Raw genomic sequence first — 20,773 nt, forward strand, 5'->3', positions numbered from 1 at the left:
ACGAATACCCGCAATCGTGGCAGCTGGATCGGCCGTTGTCCGCCTCGGAGGTGAGACACCACGGCCGATTCGGGTTTTAGCGAGTGCCGATCACCGCCGCCGCGTCACCGGGCTGCCCGGCCAGCTGACGCTGGGCCATCTTTTGCTGCTTGTATGCCAGAGCAGCGGGGGCAACCGGCGTGACTTTGCCTGTTTCCATCCACTTCTTCAGACGGTTCGCATCGGCCATGTGGGTGTATTTGCCAAAGGCGTCGAGCACGACGAAGGCCACTGGGCGCTTGTCCATAACGGTACGCATCACCAGGCAGTGACCCGCAGCATTGGTGAACCCGGTCTTGGTCAGCTGAATGCTCCAGTCAGGCTTGCGCACCAGACCATTGGTGTTACGGAAACCCAGGGTGTAGTTGGGCTTGTGGAAGGCCACGGTCTTTTCGCTGGTGGTGCTGAACTGTTCGATCAGCGGGTAGGCCTGACTGGCCTTGAGCAGTTTGACCAGATCCTTGGCGCTGGACACGTTCCGTTCGGACAGACCGGTCGGCTCGACGTAGCGCGTTTGGGTCATGCCCAGCGCCTTGGCTTTGGCGTTCATGGCCTGAACGAAGGCCTGGTAACCGCCCGGATAGTGGTGCGCCAGGCTCGCGGCAGCGCGGTTCTCGGATGACATCAGCGTCAGGAGCAGCATTTCCCGACGGCTGATTTCACTACCGATGCGAACGCGCGAATACACACCTTGCATCTCTCGCGCGTCGCGAATCGTGACGGATAGACGCTGATCGAGCGGCAGCTTGGCATCAAGCACGACCATGGCCGTCATCAGTTTGGTGACCGAGGCAATCGGCACCACCACATCTGCATTGCTGGAATAAAGGATTTCGTTGGTCTTCAAATCGACCAGCATGGCACTGCCAGACGCCAGCTCCTGTCGAACAGGGGCACTGGATGCAGCGAGGGAAACGGGGGACGACATGACGCTGCTGCAGGCGAGCAGCAGACCGAGAATGGAATGACGAAGCTTCAAGATGGACACCGATGAAATGGCATTGAAAAAAGGCGCGCCGAAGCAGACGAACGCGGCGCGCAGTATACGGAAAAGCCAAGCCTAAACGTGACCTGTGGCCTTTGAAATTCGGCCCTTGCAGCCCGCTGGCCGATTGCGCCGGCGCTGCCGTTTCGCTCGTTTCGCTGATCCGGGCTGCAGTGCAATCGAATTTCCGGACATCAGCGTAGAACACCATACGCAACGGCTGCCAGGGCGGACCGACTCGTTTTGCCCTTTCCTGATCGCGATATCGGCCGCGCGGCAATTCGCCGCAATCCAACCGACCGACGGGAACCCGCCCGCAAGAGTCTGGTCCGCTGCTAGCAGTCATCGTGTTTCGACTGAGCGCAGCCGAGCGCACCTTCACCGCTTCGCAGAGTCCAAACGGTACATTCAAAAGGGGAGAACGTTATGTCCCGCTTCAGCCGCAAGCCCACCACCCGCGACGAGATCGAGAACGAAATCCAGAACCTGATGGCCGCACTCGACGACCTCAAGCAGGACGCCACGCGCGAGTCTCGTAGTCGCTTCAACTCCCTGCGCGCGCGCGCCGAGTCGCTATGGAACGATGCCGACCTGGATACACACCGCCGCGACCTGACCCTGCGTGGCCGTGAAGCCAGCCGCATGGCGAAGGACTGCGCACGTGAACATCCGTTGAGCACTGTTGCGCTGGCCGCGGGTGCGGTCGCCTTGATCGGTTACCTGGTCACGCGCCGCTGATCGAGTCGCTTCGCCATGCTCAACGCTGAAACGCCCCGGCTCAAGTTTGCCCTCTATGGTGCGCACTCGAGCCTGGGCAACGCACTGCTTTGCGAGTTGTTGACCCGTCAGCACGAGGCCGTGACCCTGGTCGACGATCTCAACTCCATGACAGTCCGCCCAGGCCTGCGAGCCAAGACCGGTGATCTGTTCGATGCAGTCAGCGTGTCACAGAGCGTGGCGGGAATGGATGCGGTGATCTGTCTGTATGACAGCCCGTCCTTGGCAACCGCCTCGGGCGAGGCGGCAGCAGAACAGCCCCATGACCTGTATCGGGCAGTCGATGCGCTGTTGTCCGGCTTGCCGAAGGTTGGCGTCGAGCGCCTGCTGCTGGTCGCGGACCTGTCTGCGTTTGGCGACGACCCGAACGTCGCGGCAGCACTGCAGCGGATCGCCGCTCATCCGATGAAGTGGACCCTGGTCGATACCCGAGCCGATGGCGACGACCTGTCGATCGAGGATTTCAGCCTGATCGACGATCTCGACCCCAATGATCGTCGCGTGCAGTTACGCCGGATTGCCGCAGGGATCGTCGACGAGCTGGAGATGCCGCAGCACTTGCACGAGCAGATTCACTTCCGCCTCTGAGCCTGTCAGCCCGCCAGCTGACGCCGCAGTGCTGCCAGCACTGTGTTCGAGTCTGGTCTCACCCCCCGCCAAAGCTCAAAGGCTGCTGCTGCCTGCTCGACCAACATGCCGAGACCATCCCGACTGGGCGCGTCGCGTTCGGCTGCCCACTGGCAGAAGGGGGTCGGCTGGGCTGCGTACATCATGTCGTAGCAGAAGGTGTGGCCCGGCTCGCTCAGGTCATTGCGCAGCGGCGGCAATACGCCGCCGAGGCTCGCCGAAGTGCCGTTGATGATGACATCGAACGGCCCGTACAGCTGCTCGAAGGCGCTCGCGCTGACCGGTCCTAACTCGGCGAATTCGCCGACCAGTTGTTGGGCTTTGGCGAGGGTGCGGTTGGCAATCACCACTGCGGCCGGTCGCTGCGAAAGCAGCGGCTCGAGCACACCGCGCACCGCACCGCCCGCGCCCAGCAGCAGGACCCGTTTGCCATCAAGCGTGACACCGGCGTTATCCAGCAGATCCCGAACCAGGCCTACACCGTCAGTGTTGTCCCCCAGTAAGGTACCGTCTTCGAGTCTCTTCAAGGTGTTCACAGCACCGGCTCGCTGGGCGCGCTCGCTCAGCCTGTCGGCCAGACGGTAGGCCTGTTCCTTGAACGGCACGGTCACATTGGCGCCCAGCCCCGTCTCGAAAAATCCTTTGGCAAAAGCCGGGAAATCATCAAGCGGCGCCAGCAGGGGCTCGTAACAGAGATCCTGACCTGTCTGCTCGGCGAACAGGCGGTGAATCTGAGGCGATTTGCTGTGGTCAATGGGGTTGCCGAAGACGCCGTAGCGATCCATCAAACGATACCTTTGCAATGAGTTCTGTTCTGAGCGCGTCGCGATCACGAGACCGGTAGGCGAGCCCTGTGAGAGACAGCGTTCATGGCTGCTCGCCCAGCCAGTCACGATCCTGCAGGAAATATTCGGTCAGTCTCGCCTCTGGCGTGCCGGGCTCGGGGTGCTTGTCGTAACCCCAGCGCACCAGCGGCGGCAGCGACATCAGGATCGACTCGGTGCGGCCGCCCGATTGCAGGCCGAACAGGGTGCCGCGGTCGTAGACCAGGTTGTATTCGACATAGCGTCCACGGCGCAGCTCCTGGAAAGCGCGCTCGCGCTCGCCGAAGGGCATCGCCTTGCGCCGCTGGACGATCGGCAGATAGGCGTCGATGTAGGCATCACCCACCGCCCGCATGAAGGCAAAGCTGGTGTCGAAGTCCCATTCGTTGAGGTCATCGAAAAAGAGGCCGCCGACCCCGCGAGGCTCGTTGCGGTGCTTGATGTGGAAATAGCGATCGCACCACTCCTTGTAGCGCGGGTACACATCGGCGCCAAACGGTGCACAGGCGTCACGGGCCACGCGATGCCAGTGGACGCAGTCCTCTTCGTTGCCGTAGTAGGGCGTGAGATCGAAACCGCCGCCAAACCACCAGACCGGCTCCTCACCTTCCTTTTCAGCGATGAAAAATCGCACGTTGGCGTGGGAGGTCGGCACGTAGGGGTTTTCCGGATGGATCACCAGGGACACGCCGAGCGCTTCGAAGCCACGACCAGCCAGCTCCGGACGATGGGCGCTTGCAGAAGGCGGCAGGCCGCTCCCGTGCACATGGGAGAAATTGACACCGCCCTTTTCGATCAGCGCGCCGTTTTCGATAACGCGGGTACGGCCGCCACCGCCTGCGGGACGCGTCCAGGCATCCTCGACGAAACGGGCACCGCCGTCTTCGGCTTCGAGGGTGGCGCAGATACGGTCCTGCAGGTCGAGCAGGTAGGCTTTGACGGCTTCGGTACGCTCGTTCACGAATTCACCTTGGCAAGTGGCTGCGCCGCCGCCTGGCACGGGCCAGTGCGGCGAAGCTGGAAACAGAAGGTGGGCAAGCATATCACCCGCCAATTGACGGACGCGTCCGGGAAGCGTTGGATAGGCTTCTTTGTATTTATCAGGAGTCGATATGTCGCAGCGCATCCAGTTCAGTCAGCACGGTGGTCCCGAAGTCCTCGAACGGGTCGACGTTCCGGTCGCCGCGCCTGGCGCCGGTGAGGTTCGCGTTCGCAACCATGCCATCGGCCTGAACTTCATCGACACCTACTACCGCAGCGGACTCTACGCACCGCCGAGCCTGCCGTCGGGCCTGGGTACCGAAGGCGCCGGTGTGGTCGAGGCGCTGGGCGAGGGCGTCGACGATTTCGCGGTGGGCGATCGTGTGGCTTATGCGACCGGTCCGCTTGGGTCTTACGGCGAATACCACACCCTGCCGGCGCGGCATCTGGTCAAGCTGCCCGACAGCGTGAGCTTCGAGCAAGCGGCTTCGGTCATGCTCAAGGGTCTGACGACGCAGTACCTGCTGCGCCAGACCTACGCGCTGAAGGCCGGCGAAACCGTACTGTTCCATGCAGCGGCGGGTGGTGTCGGATCGATCGCCTGCCAGTGGGCCAAGGCCATCGGCGCCAAACTGATCGGCGTGGTCGGCTCCGCGGAAAAGGCCGAGCGCGCCCAGTCACTGGGCGCTTGGGCAACCATCGATCGTACTCAGGAAGACGTTGTCCAGCGGGTAATGAAGCTGACCGAGGGCAGGAAGTGTCCGGTGGTCTACGACTCGGTGGGCAAGAGCAGCTGGGACGTCTCGCTCGATTGTGTCGCACCACGTGGCCTGATGGTCAGTTTCGGCAATGCGTCCGGCGCGGTTACGGGCGTCAACCTCGGTGTGCTCGCACAAAAAGGCTCACTGTACGTCACGCGCCCGACCCTGGCCGGCTACGCCACCTCTGCCGAGCGCCTGCGGGACATGGCTGCCGAGCTGTTCGAAATGATCGCCACCGACAAGATCAAAGTGGAGATCGGCCAACGCTACCCATTGGCCGAAGCCGCCGAGGCGCAGCGCCAGTTGGCCGCGGGCAAGACGACCGGTTCGACCATCCTCTTGCCCTGAGCTGGCAAAAATCTCCGCCCCTGGCGCCAGGGCGTCAGGATGCGCGGATGACTTCGCCGTTGCGTATATCGCGGATGGTCGAGGGGTTGCGGCGCCCACCCAGGCTGCCGCCAAGCACGCCGTCCAGTTCGCGGGGAAAATACTGTTCGACCCGCAGACGCGACCGCGCCGAAGGTCGACCGGCCGGGTTGGCTGAGGTGGAGACCAACGGTCCGGTCAAGGCACAGAGCCTGGCAACAAGTGGATGATCAGTGACACGCAGCGCCACGCTGTCGTGTTTGCCGGTGATCCAGTCCGGCAGACGATCTCGGTGCGGGACCAACCAGGTATTCGGTCCCGGCCAGCTGCCAACCAAGCGGTCCAGCCAGCGCTCGGGCAGGTCTTCCAGCAGAAAATCGAACTGCTCGACACAATCGGCTATCAGGATCAGTCCTTTTTCCACCGGGCGCTCTTTGAGGGCCAGCAGCCGGTGAACCGCATCGCTATCCCAGGGATCGCAGCCCAAGCCCCAGACGGCCTCGGTCGGATAAGCGATCACTCCGCCACGTCTTACCACCCGCGCCGCCTGCTGCACACGCCAATTGCCGACCATTGCCACCTCCACTGAGACCGATCGGCGAAGTGTACCCAAGCGATGATGGCAGTACAGCTGCCCTTAACCGGCACAGGCGATCCAGCGGCCGTTCTCACAAGCGACCAGGCCCTCCACTTCCAGTTCGGTGAGCGCTGCGAGGACCTGCGCAAGGGGCTGGCTGACGGCGCTGGCCAGCGCCTCGCTGCTCATGGGCGCGGCATGCAGCTGGGCGACCAGTGGGTGCGTTGGCTCGGATCGTTGCGTTTCAGGTGTGGCTGGCGCTTGCTGCCAGCCGCGCAGGGCTTGCAGGACGTCCTCGACACTCTCCACCAGTGCCGCACCCTGGCGGATCAGTTGATGGCAGCCACGGGCGCCGGGATGGTGGATCGAACCTGGAATCGCATAGACCTCCCGCCCCTGTTCGGCAGCCAGCCGAGCCGTGATCAGCGAACCGCTCGAAGGGCTTGCCTCGACCACCAGCACACCCAGCGACAAACCGCTGATGATGCGATTGCGGCGGGGAAAGTTGGCCGCTTGCGGTGGGCAATCGAGTGGCAGTTCGGATACCACCGCACCGCCACCTTCGACGATTCGTGCGGCCAACCCCGAATGACGACGTGGATACAGCTGCTCGAGCCCGGTCCCCAGCACAGCGACGGTCTTGCCGCCCACATCCAGCGCACCCTGATGAGCCGCACCGTCGATGCCCAGCGCCAATCCACTGGTGATCACGAAACCACCGCGTGCCAGGTTGCGAGCAAAGGCGGTAGCGTTATCCAGCCCAGGCCGAGAGGCGCGACGGCTACCAACCATCGCCAGCTGCGGTTGGGCCAACACGCTCGGATCACCCGCTATGAACAGCAGCGGCGGAGCGTCTGGCAGTTCCTCCAGCAGCCCAGGATAAGCAGGGTCATCCCACATCAACAGGTGATGCTGCGGTGCCTCCAGCCAGTTGAGGCTGGCTGCGGCGCGCTCACGTATCGACGGGCTGCGCCTGGCTTCGGCGCAACTGGCCGGCAATCCCAGCGAGCGCCATGCAGACGCAGGCGCACTGAGCGCTGACGACGCATCGGGAAAGGCACTGAATAACTTATGCAGGCGACGCGGGCCCAGTTCCGGCAACAGGTGCAGGCGCAGGCGAGCTTCAAGTTCGGCAGGGGAAATCGAGGGCATGAGAACAGTCCTTGTCTCGTCGCACCGCGTCCGTGCGGTGCTGTCCAGCAGAAATGACAAGCCCCGCAGTGGCGGGGCTTGGGAGCATCAGGGGTTGCGCACCTTGTCCATCACCGACAGGGAGCGAGTCGCCTGCAGGACCAGGCCGTAGCTGAGCTTGTCATAGGTCCGGAACACCATCAGCAGGCCCGCACGCTCGTCCGGGATTTTCACGTTTTCGCCGGTGACCCGGTCGCGAACGGTTTCACCAGTTTTGTAGACCGCCAGAACATTACCGACTTTCAGGCCGTCCCGTTCGCCCTTGTTCAGCGTCACGACGTCGAGCTGTCCAATCTGGGTAACGCCACGAGGCACGTCCAGGATGACACCATTGATGTCGCCTTCCGGCTCGCTCGGCATGAAGGTGGAGTTCACCGCACGCTCTTCGCTGGGGAACAGGCGGTCTCCAATGCGCGCTTCCTGAGTGACTCGTGTGAGCAACATGGTTGCGATGTCGCCTTCGGTGTCGACGATTTCAGCAGTGCCCACGTCATCGGCGTTGATACCGAGTACTTCACCCGTCTCCGGGTCCTTGTAGGTCTTGCCCTGACGGAAGATGCCGTAGACGCTGATGCCATCCTTGAATTCGCCGCGTCCATAGATGCGGTCGCCCGAGCCGCTGATCACGCGTTCGGCATTGCCTGCGACGATGTACGGCGCAGCCTGGAATTCTTCAGCGCTGTCGACGATGCGGTTATTCAGCAGGAAGCTGTTGATCGCTTCGAGCGGAATGGTAGAAATGGCTTCGGCAATCGGTGTGGTACGAACGGTGGGGGACAGCTTGATGGTCCCGCGCGATGCGCCACGGTTGAGCATCAGACGCGGCTGGCCGTCAATGTAGACCAGACTTAGGCTGTCGCCGGGATAGATTAGATGCGGGTTTTCAATCTGAGGATTGGCGTGCCAGAGCTCTGGCCACTTCCAGGGCTCGCTCAGGAACCGCCCGGAAATGTCCCAGAGTGTGTCGCCTTTCACTACGGTGTACCGCTCAGGATGGCCATCCTTGAGCTGCACTGCGGCGTCTGCGATACCGCCAACCGCCACCAACAGCAGGGCGAGTAGTGATTTCCTCATGTGGTGAATCCCTTTATGATGTGCCTTCACGTAAAGCGCCCTAGCGCCGCATAAACCCTTGTGGAAAGCGGCGTTAAGCCGTTTACAAGCTGCTCGGCATCTTAGCAGCGGCTTTTGACTTTATTCCATAAGTGCATCACAAACGCATATGGCAATCCTGAACATCCTAGAATTTCCTGATCCACGCCTGCGCACCATCGCCAAACCGGTGGACGTGGTTGACGACACCATTCGTCAGCTCATCGACGACATGTTCGAGACCATGTATGACGCACCGGGCATCGGCCTGGCCGCAACGCAGGTCAACGTGCACAAGCGGGTGGTGGTGATGGACCTGTCCGAGGACAAGTCCGAACCGCGGGTTTTCATCAACCCCGAGTTCGAGTTCCTCACCGACGAGATGGACCAGTACCAGGAAGGATGTCTGTCAGTCCCCGGCTTCTACGAGAACGTCGACAGACCTCAGAAGGTGAAGATCAAGGCGCTGGACCGAGACGGCCAACCGTACGAGCTGGTTGCCGAAGGGTTGCTCGCCGTATGCATCCAGCACGAATGCGATCACCTCAACGGCAAGCTGTTCGTCGATTATCTGTCCACTCTCAAGCGCGACCGGATCAAGAAGAAGCTGGAAAAGCTTCACCGTCAGCAGGCTTGATCTCCTATCCCAAAGGCTTGCAGCAGCAAGCCTTTTTTATTGATGAGTCTTTCTATGCGCATCGTTTTCGCCGGCACGCCGGAATTCGCCGCTCAGCATCTACAAGCCCTGCTCGACGCCAAGCGTCAGATCGTGGCGGTGTATACGCAGCCGGATCGTCCCGCAGGCCGTGGCCAGAAACTGATGCCCAGCCCAGTCAAGCAGCTGGCCCTGCAGCATGATATTCCGGTATATCAGCCACAGACCCTCCGCGACCCGGCTGCTCAGGAAGAACTGGCCCGCTTGCAGGCGGACCTGATGGTGGTGGTCGCCTATGGCTTGATTCTGCCGCAGGCCGTGCTGGACATGCCTCGTCTGGGCTGTATCAACAGCCATGCCTCCCTGCTGCCTCGCTGGCGTGGCGCCGCGCCCATCCAGCGTGCCATCGAAGCGGGGGATGCCGAATCCGGCGTGACCGTCATGCAGATGGAAGCAGGGCTGGATACCGGGCCGATGCTGCTCAAGGTCAGCACGCCGATCACGCCGGAGGACACGGGCGGCACGCTCCATGACCGCCTGGCCGACCTTGGCTCGCGCGCCGTGATAGAAGCGGTAGCGGCGCTGGAAGCCGGCACGCTAAAAGGCGAGGTCCAGGACGACACCCTGGCTACTTACGCGCACAAGCTGAACAAGGATGAAGCGCGCCTCGACTGGCAGCGGCCTGCAGTAGCGCTTGAGCGGCTGGTCCGTGCGTTCCACCCCTGGCCGATTTGCCACAGCAGTCTCGATGGCGCTCCGGTGAAAATCCACGCTGCGCACGCATCCACAGGGCAGGGCGCGCCTGGGCAGATCATCGAAGCAAGCAAGGACGGCCTGAAAGTAGCCTGTGGTGAAGGGTCGCTGATACTCTCTCGCCTGCAGCTTCCTGGCGGCAAGGCGCTGGCCGTCAGCGACGTGTTCAATAGCCGCCGTGAACAGTTCGCCGTCGGCAAGGTGTTCGAATAATGTCGATGAACCCACGTCTGGCCGCAGCCCGGGCCTTGGCCGCGGTGCTGTCGGGCAAAGCCTCGCTGAACAGCAGCCTGCCGGATGTATTGGGTAAAGTCGATGCGCGCGACCGCGGCCTGACCCAGGATCTAGCATTCGGTACCGCTCGCTGGCAGCCTCGTCTGTCAGGTCTTGCCGAACGCCTGCTGCAGAAGCCGTTCAAGGCAGCGGACCGCGATGTCGAAGCCTTGCTGCTGGTCGGCTTGTACCAGCTGTTCTACACCCGAATCCCGCCGCATGCGGCCATCGGCGAGACCGTTGGTTGCGTCGAGAAGCTGAAAAAGCCCTGGGCGAAAGGCCTGCTCAACGCGGTGCTGCGCAACGCCCAGCGTGATGGCGAAGCCTTGTTCGCCGAGCTGGAACGTGACCCGGTGATTCGCTTTGCCCACCCGCGCTGGCTGCAGAAATCGTTAAAGGCTCACTGGCCCGAGCACTGGGAAACCATCTGCACCGCAAACAACCTGCATCCCCCGATGATACTGCGGGTCAACCATCGTCAGGCCGAGCGGGACACCTATCTTGCGGAACTGCAGCAAGCCGGTATCGATGCGTTCCCATGCAGCCATAGCGAAGACGGCATTCGGCTCGCTGTGGCTGGCGATGTGACCCAGCTGCCGGGCTTTGCAGAGGGGCGCGTCAGTGTGCAGGATGAAGCCGCTCAGCTGGCCGCCGGGCTGCTTGATCTTGCACCGGGTCAGCGCGTTCTGGATGCATGCTGTGCCCCAGGCGGAAAAACCTGCCACATCCTCGAGCGTGAACCCGCACTGGCTGAGGTCATTGCGCTGGATCTCGAGCCGAAACGTTTGCAGCGCGTGCAGGAAAATCTCGAGCGTTTGCAGCTCGACGCCAAGCTCATCGCTGCCGACGCACGCGCGACCGACGGCTGGTGGGACGGTCAGCCTTTCCAGCGGATCCTTCTTGACGCGCCATGCTCGGCAACCGGCGTCATCCGACGGCACCCCGACATCAAGCTCGCGCGACAGGCCGACGACATCGCGCCGTTGGCGACGCTGCAGGGTGAAATGCTCGATGCGCTATGGACGACCCTGGCTGTGGGCGGGGTTCTGCTGTATGCCACCTGTTCGGTTCTGCCTACCGAGAACCGCGAGGTAATCGAAGCCTTTTTAGCGCGGACGCCAGGCGCGCGCGAACTGGATCTACCCACGGGTTTCGGCGTCGAACAGACACATGGACGCCAGTTATTACCGCAGGACAATGGTCACGACGGCTTTTACTACGCCAAATTGATAAAAATCGCGGCCCAACCCAATGGCCGACCATCCTAAGGTGAGCCAGACGCCAATGTCTCGGCTGCCTCATGCTGTGGCGGTTACGAGCCGCCTTTCAGGAGCGATCGCGTGAAGATCATCATTCTCGGCGCAGGGCAGGTAGGCGGTACGCTTGCCGAAAACCTCGCCAGCGAAGCCAACGACATCACGGTGGTCGACACCGACGCCGACCGCCTGCGCGATCTTGGTGATCGGCTGGATATCCGTACCGTGGTGGGTCGCGGTTCATTCCCGACGGTGCTGCGCCAGGCGGGTGCGGATGACGCGGACATGCTGGTCGCCGTCACCAACAGCGACGAAACCAACATGGTCGCCTGTCAGGTCGCCTACACCCTGTTCCATACGCCAACGAAGATTGCCCGAGTGCGGGAGTCGGTGTATCTCACCCGCTCCGGCCTGTTCAGTAACGAGGCAATTCCGGTCGATGTACTGATCAGCCCTGAACAGGTCGTGACCAATTACATCAAGCGCCTGATCGAGCATCCCGGCTCGCTGCAGGTCATCGACTTTGCCGGTGGCAAGGCACAACTGGTGGCGGTGCGGGCGTACTACGGTGGGCCACTGGTGGGCCAGGAGCTGCGTCAGATTCGTAAGCACATGCCCAATGTCGACACCCGTGTAGCGGCGATCTTCCGACGCAATCAGGCGATCCTGCCGCAGGGCGATACGGTTATCGAAGCGGACGACGAGGTGTTTTTCATCGCGGCGCGTGGACACATCCGCGCAGTGATGAGCGAGATGCGCCGGCTGGATGACACCTATAAGCGCATCGTCATCGCTGGCGGTGGCCACATCGGCGAGCGCCTCGCTGAAGCCATCGAAAGCCGCTACCAGGTCAAGATCATCGAGATGAACCCGGCGCGCTGTCGCTACCTCTCCGATACGTTGGACAGCACCATCATCCTTCAAGGTAGTGCTTCGGATCGCGACCTGCTGGTGGAGGAGAACATCAACGATGCCGATGTCTTCCTGGCGCTGACCAACGACGACGAAGCCAACATCATGTCGTCGCTGCTAGCCAAGCGTCTCGGCGCTCGCAAGGTGATGTGCATCATCAACAACCCGGCCTATGTCGATCTGGTTCAGGGCGGTGAAATCGACATCGCCATCAGCCCGCAGCTGGCCACCATCGGTACCTTGCTGACGCACGTGCGCCGCGGCGACATCGTCAGCGCCCATTCCTTGCGCCGTGGTGCAGCCGAGGCGATCGAAGTGATCGCCCACGGTGACTCTCGTTCGAGCAAGGTGGTTGGCCGGGCCATTGGCAAGATCGCATTGCCGCCTGGCACCACAATCGGCGCGGTTATACGTGACGAAGAGGTACTGATTGCCCATGACAATACGGTCATCGAATCAGGCGATCACGTGATCCTGTTCCTTGTCGACAAGAAGCATATTCGCGATGTGGAACGCCTATTCCAGGCGGGGCTCACCTTCTTCTGAACGTCCGCCGTGCGCTGTGCGCTCGGCTTGCCTGAAGGCCGAGCGGTAGGGAGTCAAAATGCCCTATGCCGTCGCCGCTCGCTGGCCGGGCAGCAGACGCACAATCGCATTCAGCAGCATGCCGTAGAGCGGGACGAACAGCACCAGGCTGATGATCAGCTTGATGGCGTAATCGACGCTGGCAATCTCCACCCAATTCGCCGCCATGAACGGGTCATCGCTGTGCCAAAAGGCGATGGAGAAGAACAGAAAAGTATCCAGCAGGTTGCCGAAAATCGTGGAGGCCGTCGGCGCGATCCACCACTGGCGCAAGCGGCGCAGGCGATCAAATACCTGAATGTCGAGGATCTGGCCGAACGCATAGGCGAGAAAGCTGGCCACCGCTATACGGAACACGAACAGGTTGAACTCGCCCAGCGCCCCGAGCCCAGCGAACACGCCCTGGTGAAACAGCACCGAGACCACGTAGGAGGCGGCCAGCGCCGGAATCATGACCTGAGCGATGACCCGACGCGCCGGCCCCTTGCCGAGCAAACGTACAGTGAGGTCAGTGGCGAGAAAAATAAACGGGAAACTGAACGCGCCCCAGGTGGTATGCCAGCCGAACAGGGTGATCGGCAGCTGCACCAGGTAATTGCTGGCGATGATGATCAGAATGTGAAACGCAATCAGACCGGCCAAGGTGGCTCGGCGGACCGATGAAGGGAGCTGCAACATGGCATTTCCTTTTTGGAGTGATGGGGTGAGGGAACCCATTGCCGTGCCGACATGGCCCGAGCGGCGCGCATTCTAGTGGCATTTCAGGCCGGAAGATAGCGCGCCGGTCGGAACGCCGGAGGCGTTCACTTGTTGCCGAGCCCAGTTCGCCAAAGCTTTTGGCTTTCACTGCTCGTTGCAACCGCCCTCCGGCAGGCTAACGCGCACCGCGGAACTCATGGATTTCCGGGTACTGCTCGAAGACGTCTCGTATGCTTGCGAGGCCCGTCCGCAAGCGCTGATCGCTGCATTCAGCGCCAATGCACAGACGCATCGCCCTAGGCCTCTGTCTGCCCGGCGGAAGGAAGGGATCAGGCAGCGTCAACGCGATCCCGCGCGCGCGCAACTCGTGCTGCAGGGCATCGAGGTCCCAGTGTTCGGGCACACTCAGCCAGGCACTGAGCGAGGCGGGGTGGCTGCCACGCAGATAATCACCCAGCTCGGCGGTCACCGCAGCCTGCCGGGCGGCGATCAGGTCCCGCTGCAAGCTCACCAGTTCTCTGGCCCGACCGCGCTCGATCCAGCGCGTAGCGATCTCGCCAAGCAGGGGCGCAGCCATCCAGCTGTTCACCCTGAAGATGCTTTCGGTACGCAACGCCAACCGTCGGGGCATCGCCAGATAGCCGAGGCGCAAACCCGTCAGCACGGATTTGGTCAGGCTGGTGCAGTAGAAAGACAGCTCCGGCAGGTAATGGCTGATTGGCGGGGCCGCTCGGGTTTCGCCCAACAATGGGCCGTATACATCGTCTTCGATGACATACACACCATAGCGGCGGGCGATTTCGGCGATTTCCCGCCGGCGCACGCCCGGCATCAGGCTGCTTGTCGGATTGTTCAGGTTCGGCGTGCAAACCAGAGCGGTGACCCGTTCGTTGGCGCAGATGTCTTCGAAATGCTCCGGGTCGAGTCCGTCGCCATCAGCTTCCACGCCTTGAAGTTTGAAGCCGAGTACCTGAGCAGTACCGATCACGCCGTGATCCGTGCAGCTTTCACAGAGCACGAGGTCGTCAGGCCTGGCCAGGGAGGCGAGCGCAAGGAAGACCGCTTGAGAAGCGCCGTTGGTCAGCAGCAGATCACGCGGCGCTACGCTGAGTCCCAGCTCGGAGAGCCATTGCGCGCCGGCCTCCCGGTGATGTTCGAATCCGGCAATCGGCCGGCAGGCATGTACCCACGGCTGCTCATGTTCGGCTGCCAACTCCTGGCAGGTCTGCCGCCAGTATCGGTCGTGGACTTCGCTGCGGACGATGCGGACCGTGGAGAAGTCGAGCAGCGAATGTTCGCCGCGATCAAGCATGGAGGTAGCGACTCGCTCGCTGATGCGCCGGCTGATAAAGCTGCCCCGTCCAACCTCACAACGCACCCAGCCCTGACGCTCCAGCTCTTTATAGGCGTTGGTCACCGTCTGCACGCTAATGCCCAGCTGCTCGGCCAGTAACCGCTGCGTCGGCAGGCGCTGGCCATCCTGCAGCGCACCCCGCTCGATGTCGCTGGCAATGGCGGTTACCAACAGTTTGTATTTCGATCCGCCGCCGTGAGCGGCGAGCAAGGCCTGTTTCCAATCGAACATGACGTCTAACCCCTGTCGAGCTGACAGGATCAGCTGAAGTGCAATGTTCTGCAATTGTCCTAGTGCAATCCTGCGAGGAAAACCGCTTTTGCTATGCTCGGACAGCGAAAAACGCGGCACGCCTCTGGCAGACAAAGGGGTCAACCGCGTTGAGGCAGGGAATGCCCTGTCCTGATGCTCTTGAAGCTGCCCTAAAACTGCAGGCTCCGGTCCGCGAACGATAAAAAGCACAGGAGAATTCACGATGAATCGCGCACGACCTTTCCGTTTCGGTAAGCTTTTGCTGGCCTCCGCAATCGTTACCAGTTTCTCCCTGAGCGGCCTGGCCCAGGCCGATACGCTCGATGACATCAAGGCTGAGAGCAGCGTCCGTATTGGCTATGCCAACGAAACCCCCTTCGCCTATACCGACACTGACGGCAGCGTAACCGGCGAATCCCCGGAGATCGTTGAAAAGATCTTCCAGCAGATGGGCATCGACACCATCAAACCAGTGCTTACGGAATGGGGCTCGCTGATTCCGGGCCTTCGCGCCAGCCGTTTCGATCTGATCGCCGCCGGCATGTACATCACGCCCGAGCGCTGCAAGCAGGTGTTGTTTACCGATCCGCACTATCAGCTGCAGGACACCCTGCTGGTGAAGGCGGGCAATCCGAAGCAGCTGCAGAGTTACGAAGACATCGCCAAGGATGAGTCGATCAAGCTGGCCATCATGTCCGGTACGGTCAATCTCAATTACGCACGCAAGGCCGGTATCAAGGACTCGCAGATCGTTCAGGTGCCTGACACCACCTCGCAGCTGCAGGCCGTGCGTACCGGCCGCGCCGATGCGGCAGTAGGCACCCAGCTGACCATGCGTGGCTTGGCCGAGAAGGCCGGTGACCAGGTCGAGGCCACCGATGATTTCAAGGACGACCCCGCCAATACCGGTTACGGCGCGTTGGCGTTCCGTCCACAGGACAAAGCGCTTCGTGACGCAGTCAATGCTGAGTTGAAGAAATGGCTCGGTAGCGAAGAGCACCTCAAGACCATTGAACCGTTCGGATTCGATCGCTCGAATATCACCGACAAGACCGCCGAAGAGCTCTGCAAAGCCTGACGAACGGATCCGGCGCGGTTGATTCAACACCGCGCCGAACCTTCAGTGAATAGCCTTACGCCAGATTCGCCATCACTTTCCAGCCCCGTCGCACCAATGCGATGCGGCCACTCTCGGCTAGCTCCGTCCTGTTGCCCGCTGCGAAACGCGACCTTTCGACGTATGCGTTTCCTCGTAGCAAAGCCTACCAATTACCCCGCAACGGCAGCACTGAGGCCGTATCGCCAATTGGAAATCCACAATGAACGAATTACTTCCTCTGATGCTGCAAGGGGCCTGGGTGACTGTGCAGATCACCTTCTGGGGCTCCCTGCTGGCAATCGTCGCTGCGCTAGTCGGCGCGCTGGGCCGGCTTTCGCCAATTGCGCCGCTGCGCTGGTTGGCAATCGTATACATCGAGGTGTTCCGCGGCAGCTCGTTGCTGGTGCAGTTATTCTGGCTTTACTTTGTTCTGCCGATGCCGCCTTTCAATATCGCCATGAGCGCGTTTAACGTCGCAGTGATCGGCCTCGGTCTGAACATTGGCGCCTACGGGGCCGAGGTGCTGCGCGGCGCCATACGCTCGGTGCACGAAGGGCAGTACGAGGCGTGCCAGGCGCTGAACATGACCGCCGGGCAACGCTTGCGCCGGGTCATCCTGCCGCAGGCATTGCTGGCTGCGATCCCGCCAGGCACCAACCTGCTGATCGAACTGCTGAAAAACACCTCGCTGGTGTCACTGATCACGCTGTCCGACCTGGCGTTCCGGGCACGTCAGCTCGACCAGGCCACACTGATGACACTGGAGATCTTCGGTCTGGCGCTGGTGATGTACTTCGTGCTCGCGCAGATCATCAATTTCTCCATGCGCAGCCTCGAACGACGTTTGGCGCGCGGCCGGATGCGGGGAGGCATGTCATGAACTTCTTCGATTGGGAGTTCGCTTGGGAGATCCTGCCTAGACTGCTTGATGCCTCGCTGAAAACCATCGGCATCACCATCGCCGGATTTTCCATCGCTATTGTGCTGGGCCTGTTCTTGGCGGTAGGGCGCCGGAGCCGACATCGCTGGTTGTCATGGCCCATGACCGGCTTGATCGAGTTCATCCGCAGCACGCCGCTGCTGATCCAGGTGTATTTCCTGTTCTTCGTGCTGCCCAACTATGGTTTCAACCTGTCCGCACTGCAGGCGGGGATCATCGGCATCGCGCTGCACTACGCCTGTTATACCGCCGAGGTCTACCGCGCCGGGCTTGATGCGGTGCCGCGCGCTCAGTGGGAAGCCGTGACGGCACTGAACATGAAGCCGCTCAACGCCTATCGCAAGGTGATCCTGCCGCAGGCATTGCGACCGATCCTGCCAGCGTTGGGTAACTACATGATCTCGATGCTCAAGGACACGCCCGTGCTTTCCGCCATCACCGTGGTGGAGATCATGCAGCGGGCCAAGAACATCGGCTCGGAACACTTCCGCTATCTGGAGCCGATCACCATGGTCGGCCTGTTCTTCCTCATTCTCAGCCTCGGCCTCGCCTGGTTCGTACGCCGACTGGAAAACCGTATGGAGCTTGCCCGATGAACGCATCGATGCCTGCCGGCGATACACAGAACTCAGCCAGCGCCAATGAGCCGGAGCTGATGGTCCAGTTTCGAGATGTGAGCAAACACTTCGGCGATCTGACCGTACTTAACCATCTTGACCTGGATGTCCGAACCGGCGAGAAAGTGGCCATCATCGGCCCCAGCGGATCGGGTAAATCCACGCTGCTCCGGGCTTTGATGACGCTTGAAGACATTGACGAAGGCGTCATCATTGTCGGTGACGAACCGCTGACCCATATGCCTGATGCCAACGGCAATCTGGTTCGTGCCAATGCACGGCATCTGCGTCGCGTCCGCGGCAAAGTCGGCATGGTATTCCAGAGTTTCAATCTGTTCCCGCACATGAGCACCCGACAGAACGTCATGGAAGCGCCTGTTCAAGTGCTTGGGCTTTCGAAAAAGGAAGCCCGCGAGCGAGCCGAAGAACTGCTGGCTATGGTCGGACTTGAGGACAAACTCGACCATTACCCCTCGCAACTGTCTGGCGGCCAGCAGCAGCGGGTTGCCATTGCCCGTGCGCTGGCGATGCGGCCCAAGGTCATGCTGTTCGACGAGGTGACCTCTGCATTGGACCCTGAGTTGTGTGGTGAGGTACTCAATGTCATTCGTCGATTGGGCGATGCGCACAGTTTGACCATGCTGATGGTGACCCATCAGATGGGATTCGCCCGGGAATTCGCCGACCGGGTATGCTTTTTCAACGAGGGTCGGATCCACGAACAAGGCACGCCAGACGAACTGTTCGGCAACCCTCAGGAAACGCGCACGAAGGAATTCCTCAGCGCGGTTACCCAGGCGAGCTAGGCTGAAGAGGGAAGCAGGTCACTGCTCCAGTCTCCGCTCAACGAAGTGCTAACGGGGGAAGCGATGCTCGAATCACTGCAGAAGATGCTTGCTCAAGGCATGGACAACCCCATGCTTCGCTTCGGGCTTGGCAAGGGCTTCCTGGATGCAGGTGAGGCGCCAAGGGCTGCGGATCATCTGCAGCGCTGCGTTGAACAGGATCCGAAATACTCTGCCGCCTGGAAGCTGCTCGGCAAAGCACGGCAGACCTGCGGGGATCTCGACGGTGCGCGGCACGCCTGGGAACAGGGCCTGCTCGCCGCTCGTGCACACGGCGACAAACAGGCCGAGAGGGAAATGGATGTCTTTTTACGCAAACTGAACAAACAGGCCGGCGCCTAGCGCCAGCCGGGTTTTCAGTCTTGCTGGACGAAACGCAGGCCAACACCTTCGGCATCGACACGCATCACTTCCATCTGCAGCACCGGTGCAGGAATCGGGAGATCCTGAACCTGCCCACTGACGGTCATGCCCGGCTGTAGCTCGGTCAGCGTTGGATGCTTGACGTATACGCCACCATCCGAAAGATCGCGGGTATGCGCGAACACTTCACCAAATGACTCGTGCGTGATGCGGATTCGGCACTTCATCGGTGCGCGTGGATGCTGTCGCTGATTCGGGTTTCCCATCGAATTCCCTTTGTGCTGGGTAGTCGTTAATACCAGCGTTTCTCGCCGGCTGGCCGCTTCTTGAAGCGCTTCATGGTCCACATGTACTGGCTGGGCCAGGTACGAACGTAACGCTCGATGACGCTGCTCATGGCAGCCACCGCAACCTCGACATTCTCATCGTACATGGCTGGTGGCGCCGCCTCGAGGATCACCTTGTAGCCCGAACCGTCCTCCAAGCGCAACGCGTGAAGAAATACGCCTACCGCTTTGCCCCCCGTGAGCATGCCCGGCACGAACTTGCTTGTCAGCGCTTGGGTGCCGAGAAACGGTACGAAAACGCCAGCGCCTTCGCTGGGCTCCGGATCAGCGGGAATGCCCACCGCGCCGCCTTTACGAACCTCCTTGATGACGCTGATGATGCCTTCTCGGGTCGAGGGCGCCACCTTGTTGCCCAACTGAACCCGCTGGCGTTGCAGGAGATCGTCGACGGCCTTGAGCTTGGGAGGTCGATAGAAAATGATTGGTTTGCATTGGGCGCAATAGAAATGATTGAGTGCTTCCCAGTTACCTATATGGCTGGTAATGCCCACGACGCCCTTGCCTGAAGCCAATGCGTGCTCCAGCACGTCCAGCCCCTCGACTTCCTTGACCAGCCGCAGCGTCTTGTCCGCTGGCCAAATCCAGGCGCAGGCACTCTCGGTGAATGCCATGCCGATCTGTTTCAGGCTTTGCCCGAGCAGACGCTCCCGTTCGGCAGCATCGAGTTCCGGAAAGCATTTGGAAAGATTGATCCGGGCGACCTCCCGGGAACGGTTAGGCAGCTTCCACATCAGCCAGCCAATGAAGCGCCCCGACCCCTGAACCGCGCGCCAGGGGAGTAGGGCGAACAGGCGCAGAAAGCCAACCACCAGCGCACCTTTGAGCTTGTCCAAGCATCTCTCCCGAAAAATCAAAGACGCTAGTGTAACTGCTTCGCGCGCTTGGCTACTCCTGGAGCAGTCATGGCCGACCGGCTTGAGCCGAGACCGCCGCCAGCGAGGCATAACGATCGCAGTCAGTGGTATGGTCCATGACCATGCCGCACGCCTGCATATAGGCGTAACAGATGGTCGGGCCGACAAAGCTGAAGCCGGCTTTCTTCAGCGCACGGCTCATCGCCTCGGCTTCTGCGGTCACCGTCGGTACCTGACTGAACGACTCGAAATGGTTGATCTTCGGCTCGCCACCCACGAAGGACCACAACCAGCCGACCGGATCTTCCAGCTCAACCCAGAGCTGGGCATTGCGCCGCGCCGCTTCGAGTTTACGTCGATTGCGGATGATCCCAGCGTCAAGCATGCGCTCGTCGATCTCGGCGTCCGTCATGCGTGCAAGACGCTTCGGGTCGAAGTCGAACAGCACCTGACGGTAACGTTCGCGCTTGCGCAACACGGTGATCCAGGACAGACCCGCCTGTGCGCCTTCGAGGATGAGAAATTCGAACAGAATCTGAGGGTCCCGCGTGGGCACACCCCATTCGTTATCGTGGTAGTCGGTATATAACGGGTCGTCATTGCACCAGGCGCAACGGGGCATGTTTTCAGGTCCTTGAACGGGGCGAAGAACAGATCGGCAGCGCACCGGCGCGTTATCGTAAAGCAAGCGTCACCACGGGTTCGAGCCGTTATCAGGTATACTCCGAAGCTTTCTGTCGAAGCCAGCA

At 61.3% G+C, this 20,773-nt stretch carries 23 protein-coding genes; 12 read left to right on the forward strand and 11 right to left on the reverse strand.

The features are described 5' to 3' along the window. Nucleotides 1-76: 76 nt before the first annotated feature. Entirely contained in the window at nucleotides 77-1,018 is a 942-nt protein-coding gene (gene pbpG / locus JQR87_RS19795) for a D-alanyl-D-alanine endopeptidase (protein WP_407293976.1), read from the reverse strand. Between the two features lie 432 nt (nucleotides 1,019-1,450). Between pbpG and JQR87_RS19800 the strand changes: the two genes are divergently transcribed. Continuing rightward, nucleotides 1,451-1,762: a glycine zipper domain-containing protein gene (locus tag JQR87_RS19800; protein ID WP_407293974.1), complete on the forward strand. Its 312-nt coding sequence runs from the start codon at nucleotides 1,451-1,453 to the stop codon at nucleotides 1,760-1,762. 15 nt (nucleotides 1,763-1,777) lie between these two features. Then, a complete protein-coding gene (locus tag JQR87_RS19805; RefSeq protein WP_407293971.1) occupies nucleotides 1,778-2,389 on the forward strand; it encodes an NAD(P)-dependent oxidoreductase in 612 nt (203 codons plus the stop codon). Nucleotides 2,390-2,394: 5 nt separating this feature from the next. Here the strand turns inward: JQR87_RS19805 and aroE are convergent, their stop codons facing one another. Then, nucleotides 2,395-3,213: a shikimate dehydrogenase gene (gene aroE, locus JQR87_RS19810; protein WP_407293969.1), complete on the reverse strand. Its 819-nt coding sequence runs from the start codon at nucleotides 3,211-3,213 to the stop codon at nucleotides 2,395-2,397. A gap of 82 nt (nucleotides 3,214-3,295) precedes the next feature. Continuing rightward, the gene (gene hemF, locus JQR87_RS19815) at nucleotides 3,296-4,213 is read right to left on the reverse strand and encodes an oxygen-dependent coproporphyrinogen oxidase (protein ID WP_407293968.1); all 918 of its coding nucleotides are present in this window, start codon (nucleotides 4,211-4,213) and stop codon (nucleotides 3,296-3,298) included. A gap of 151 nt (nucleotides 4,214-4,364) precedes the next feature. Between hemF and JQR87_RS19820 the strand changes: the two genes are divergently transcribed. Further along, nucleotides 4,365-5,342 carry a quinone oxidoreductase family protein gene (locus JQR87_RS19820; protein ID WP_407293966.1) on the forward strand — a complete coding sequence of 326 codons (978 nt, stop codon included), beginning with the start codon at nucleotides 4,365-4,367 and terminating at the stop codon, nucleotides 5,340-5,342. A gap of 34 nt (nucleotides 5,343-5,376) precedes the next feature. Here JQR87_RS19820 and JQR87_RS19825 read toward each other — a convergent pair whose 3' ends face one another. The 3 genes from JQR87_RS19825 to JQR87_RS19835 form a co-directional block, all read right to left on the reverse strand. Next, nucleotides 5,377-5,934 (reverse strand): L-threonylcarbamoyladenylate synthase, encoded by a 558-nt coding sequence (locus tag JQR87_RS19825; RefSeq protein ID WP_407293964.1) that lies wholly within the window; start codon nucleotides 5,932-5,934, stop codon nucleotides 5,377-5,379. A 63-nt stretch (nucleotides 5,935-5,997) separates the two neighbouring features. Continuing rightward, nucleotides 5,998-7,089, reverse strand: a complete 1,092-nt coding sequence (dprA, locus tag JQR87_RS19830) for a DNA-processing protein DprA (protein WP_407293961.1) — start codon at nucleotides 7,087-7,089, stop codon at nucleotides 5,998-6,000. Between the two features lie 87 nt (nucleotides 7,090-7,176). Next, complete coding sequence (locus JQR87_RS19835) at nucleotides 7,177-8,202, reverse strand: LysM peptidoglycan-binding domain-containing protein (protein WP_407293959.1); 1,026 nt, start codon at nucleotides 8,200-8,202, stop codon at nucleotides 7,177-7,179. A 148-nt stretch (nucleotides 8,203-8,350) separates the two neighbouring features. Between JQR87_RS19835 and def the strand changes: the two genes are divergently transcribed. The 4 genes from def (at nucleotide 8,351) to trkA (ending at nucleotide 12,615) form a co-directional block, all read left to right on the forward strand. Beyond that, nucleotides 8,351-8,857, forward strand: a complete 507-nt coding sequence (gene def / locus JQR87_RS19840; protein WP_407293957.1) for a peptide deformylase — start codon at nucleotides 8,351-8,353, stop codon at nucleotides 8,855-8,857. A 42-nt stretch (nucleotides 8,858-8,899) separates the two neighbouring features. Then, the gene (fmt, locus tag JQR87_RS19845) at nucleotides 8,900-9,841 is read left to right on the forward strand and encodes a methionyl-tRNA formyltransferase (RefSeq protein ID WP_407293955.1); all 942 of its coding nucleotides are present in this window, start codon (nucleotides 8,900-8,902) and stop codon (nucleotides 9,839-9,841) included. 5 nt (nucleotides 9,842-9,846) lie between these two features. Beyond that, complete coding sequence (rsmB, locus tag JQR87_RS19850) at nucleotides 9,847-11,169, forward strand: 16S rRNA (cytosine(967)-C(5))-methyltransferase RsmB (RefSeq protein ID WP_407293952.1); 1,323 nt, start codon at nucleotides 9,847-9,849, stop codon at nucleotides 11,167-11,169. Between the two features lie 72 nt (nucleotides 11,170-11,241). Then, a complete protein-coding gene (trkA, locus tag JQR87_RS19855) occupies nucleotides 11,242-12,615 on the forward strand; it encodes a Trk system potassium transporter TrkA (RefSeq protein WP_407293949.1) in 1,374 nt (457 codons plus the stop codon). A gap of 63 nt (nucleotides 12,616-12,678) precedes the next feature. Here trkA and JQR87_RS19860 read toward each other — a convergent pair whose 3' ends face one another. Together JQR87_RS19860 and JQR87_RS19865 are read right to left on the reverse strand one after the other, a co-directional pair. Continuing rightward, a complete protein-coding gene (locus tag JQR87_RS19860; RefSeq protein WP_407293948.1) occupies nucleotides 12,679-13,332 on the reverse strand; it encodes a 7-cyano-7-deazaguanine/7-aminomethyl-7-deazaguanine transporter in 654 nt (217 codons plus the stop codon). 196 nt (nucleotides 13,333-13,528) lie between these two features. Beyond that, complete coding sequence (locus tag JQR87_RS19865) at nucleotides 13,529-14,938, reverse strand: PLP-dependent aminotransferase family protein (protein WP_407293946.1); 1,410 nt, start codon at nucleotides 14,936-14,938, stop codon at nucleotides 13,529-13,531. A 244-nt stretch (nucleotides 14,939-15,182) separates the two neighbouring features. On the opposite strand from JQR87_RS19865, the gene ehuB reads away from it, so the two are divergent. The 5 genes from ehuB (at nucleotide 15,183) to JQR87_RS19890 (ending at nucleotide 18,802) form a co-directional block, all read left to right on the forward strand. After that, entirely contained in the window at nucleotides 15,183-16,037 is an 855-nt protein-coding gene (ehuB, locus tag JQR87_RS19870) for an ectoine/hydroxyectoine ABC transporter substrate-binding protein EhuB (RefSeq protein ID WP_407293944.1), read from the forward strand. A gap of 241 nt (nucleotides 16,038-16,278) precedes the next feature. Beyond that, a complete protein-coding gene (ehuC, locus tag JQR87_RS19875; protein ID WP_407293942.1) occupies nucleotides 16,279-16,938 on the forward strand; it encodes an ectoine/hydroxyectoine ABC transporter permease subunit EhuC in 660 nt (219 codons plus the stop codon). Continuing rightward, nucleotides 16,935-17,594, forward strand: a complete 660-nt coding sequence (gene ehuD, locus JQR87_RS19880) for an ectoine/hydroxyectoine ABC transporter permease subunit EhuD (protein WP_046163264.1) — start codon at nucleotides 16,935-16,937, stop codon at nucleotides 17,592-17,594. Before ehuC ends, ehuD begins: the two co-directional genes overlap by 4 nt. Continuing rightward, nucleotides 17,591-18,421 carry an ectoine/hydroxyectoine ABC transporter ATP-binding protein EhuA gene (ehuA, locus tag JQR87_RS19885; RefSeq protein WP_407293939.1) on the forward strand — a complete coding sequence of 277 codons (831 nt, stop codon included), beginning with the start codon at nucleotides 17,591-17,593 and terminating at the stop codon, nucleotides 18,419-18,421. Before ehuD ends, ehuA begins: the two co-directional genes overlap by 4 nt. Nucleotides 18,422-18,484: 63 nt before the next feature. Then, nucleotides 18,485-18,802 (forward strand): tetratricopeptide repeat protein, encoded by a 318-nt coding sequence (locus JQR87_RS19890; protein WP_407293937.1) that lies wholly within the window; start codon nucleotides 18,485-18,487, stop codon nucleotides 18,800-18,802. A 14-nt stretch (nucleotides 18,803-18,816) separates the two neighbouring features. Here the strand turns inward: JQR87_RS19890 and JQR87_RS19895 are convergent, their stop codons facing one another. The 3 genes from JQR87_RS19895 to JQR87_RS19905 form a co-directional block, all read right to left on the reverse strand. Further along, on the reverse strand, nucleotides 18,817-19,089 hold the full coding sequence (locus JQR87_RS19895; RefSeq protein WP_407293935.1) for a PilZ domain-containing protein: 273 nt from the start codon (nucleotides 19,087-19,089) through the stop codon (nucleotides 18,817-18,819). A 26-nt stretch (nucleotides 19,090-19,115) separates the two neighbouring features. After that, a complete protein-coding gene (locus tag JQR87_RS19900; RefSeq protein WP_407293932.1) occupies nucleotides 19,116-20,003 on the reverse strand; it encodes a lysophospholipid acyltransferase in 888 nt (295 codons plus the stop codon). Nucleotides 20,004-20,070: 67 nt separating this feature from the next. Continuing rightward, complete coding sequence (locus JQR87_RS19905; RefSeq protein WP_407293931.1) at nucleotides 20,071-20,646, reverse strand: DNA-3-methyladenine glycosylase I; 576 nt, start codon at nucleotides 20,644-20,646, stop codon at nucleotides 20,071-20,073. Nucleotides 20,647-20,773 lie beyond the last annotated feature (127 nt).

Origin of the sequence: Stutzerimonas stutzeri (assembly GCF_051028275.1) — a bacterium.
GTDB lineage: Bacteria > Pseudomonadota > Gammaproteobacteria > Pseudomonadales > Pseudomonadaceae > Stutzerimonas > Stutzerimonas stutzeri_AS.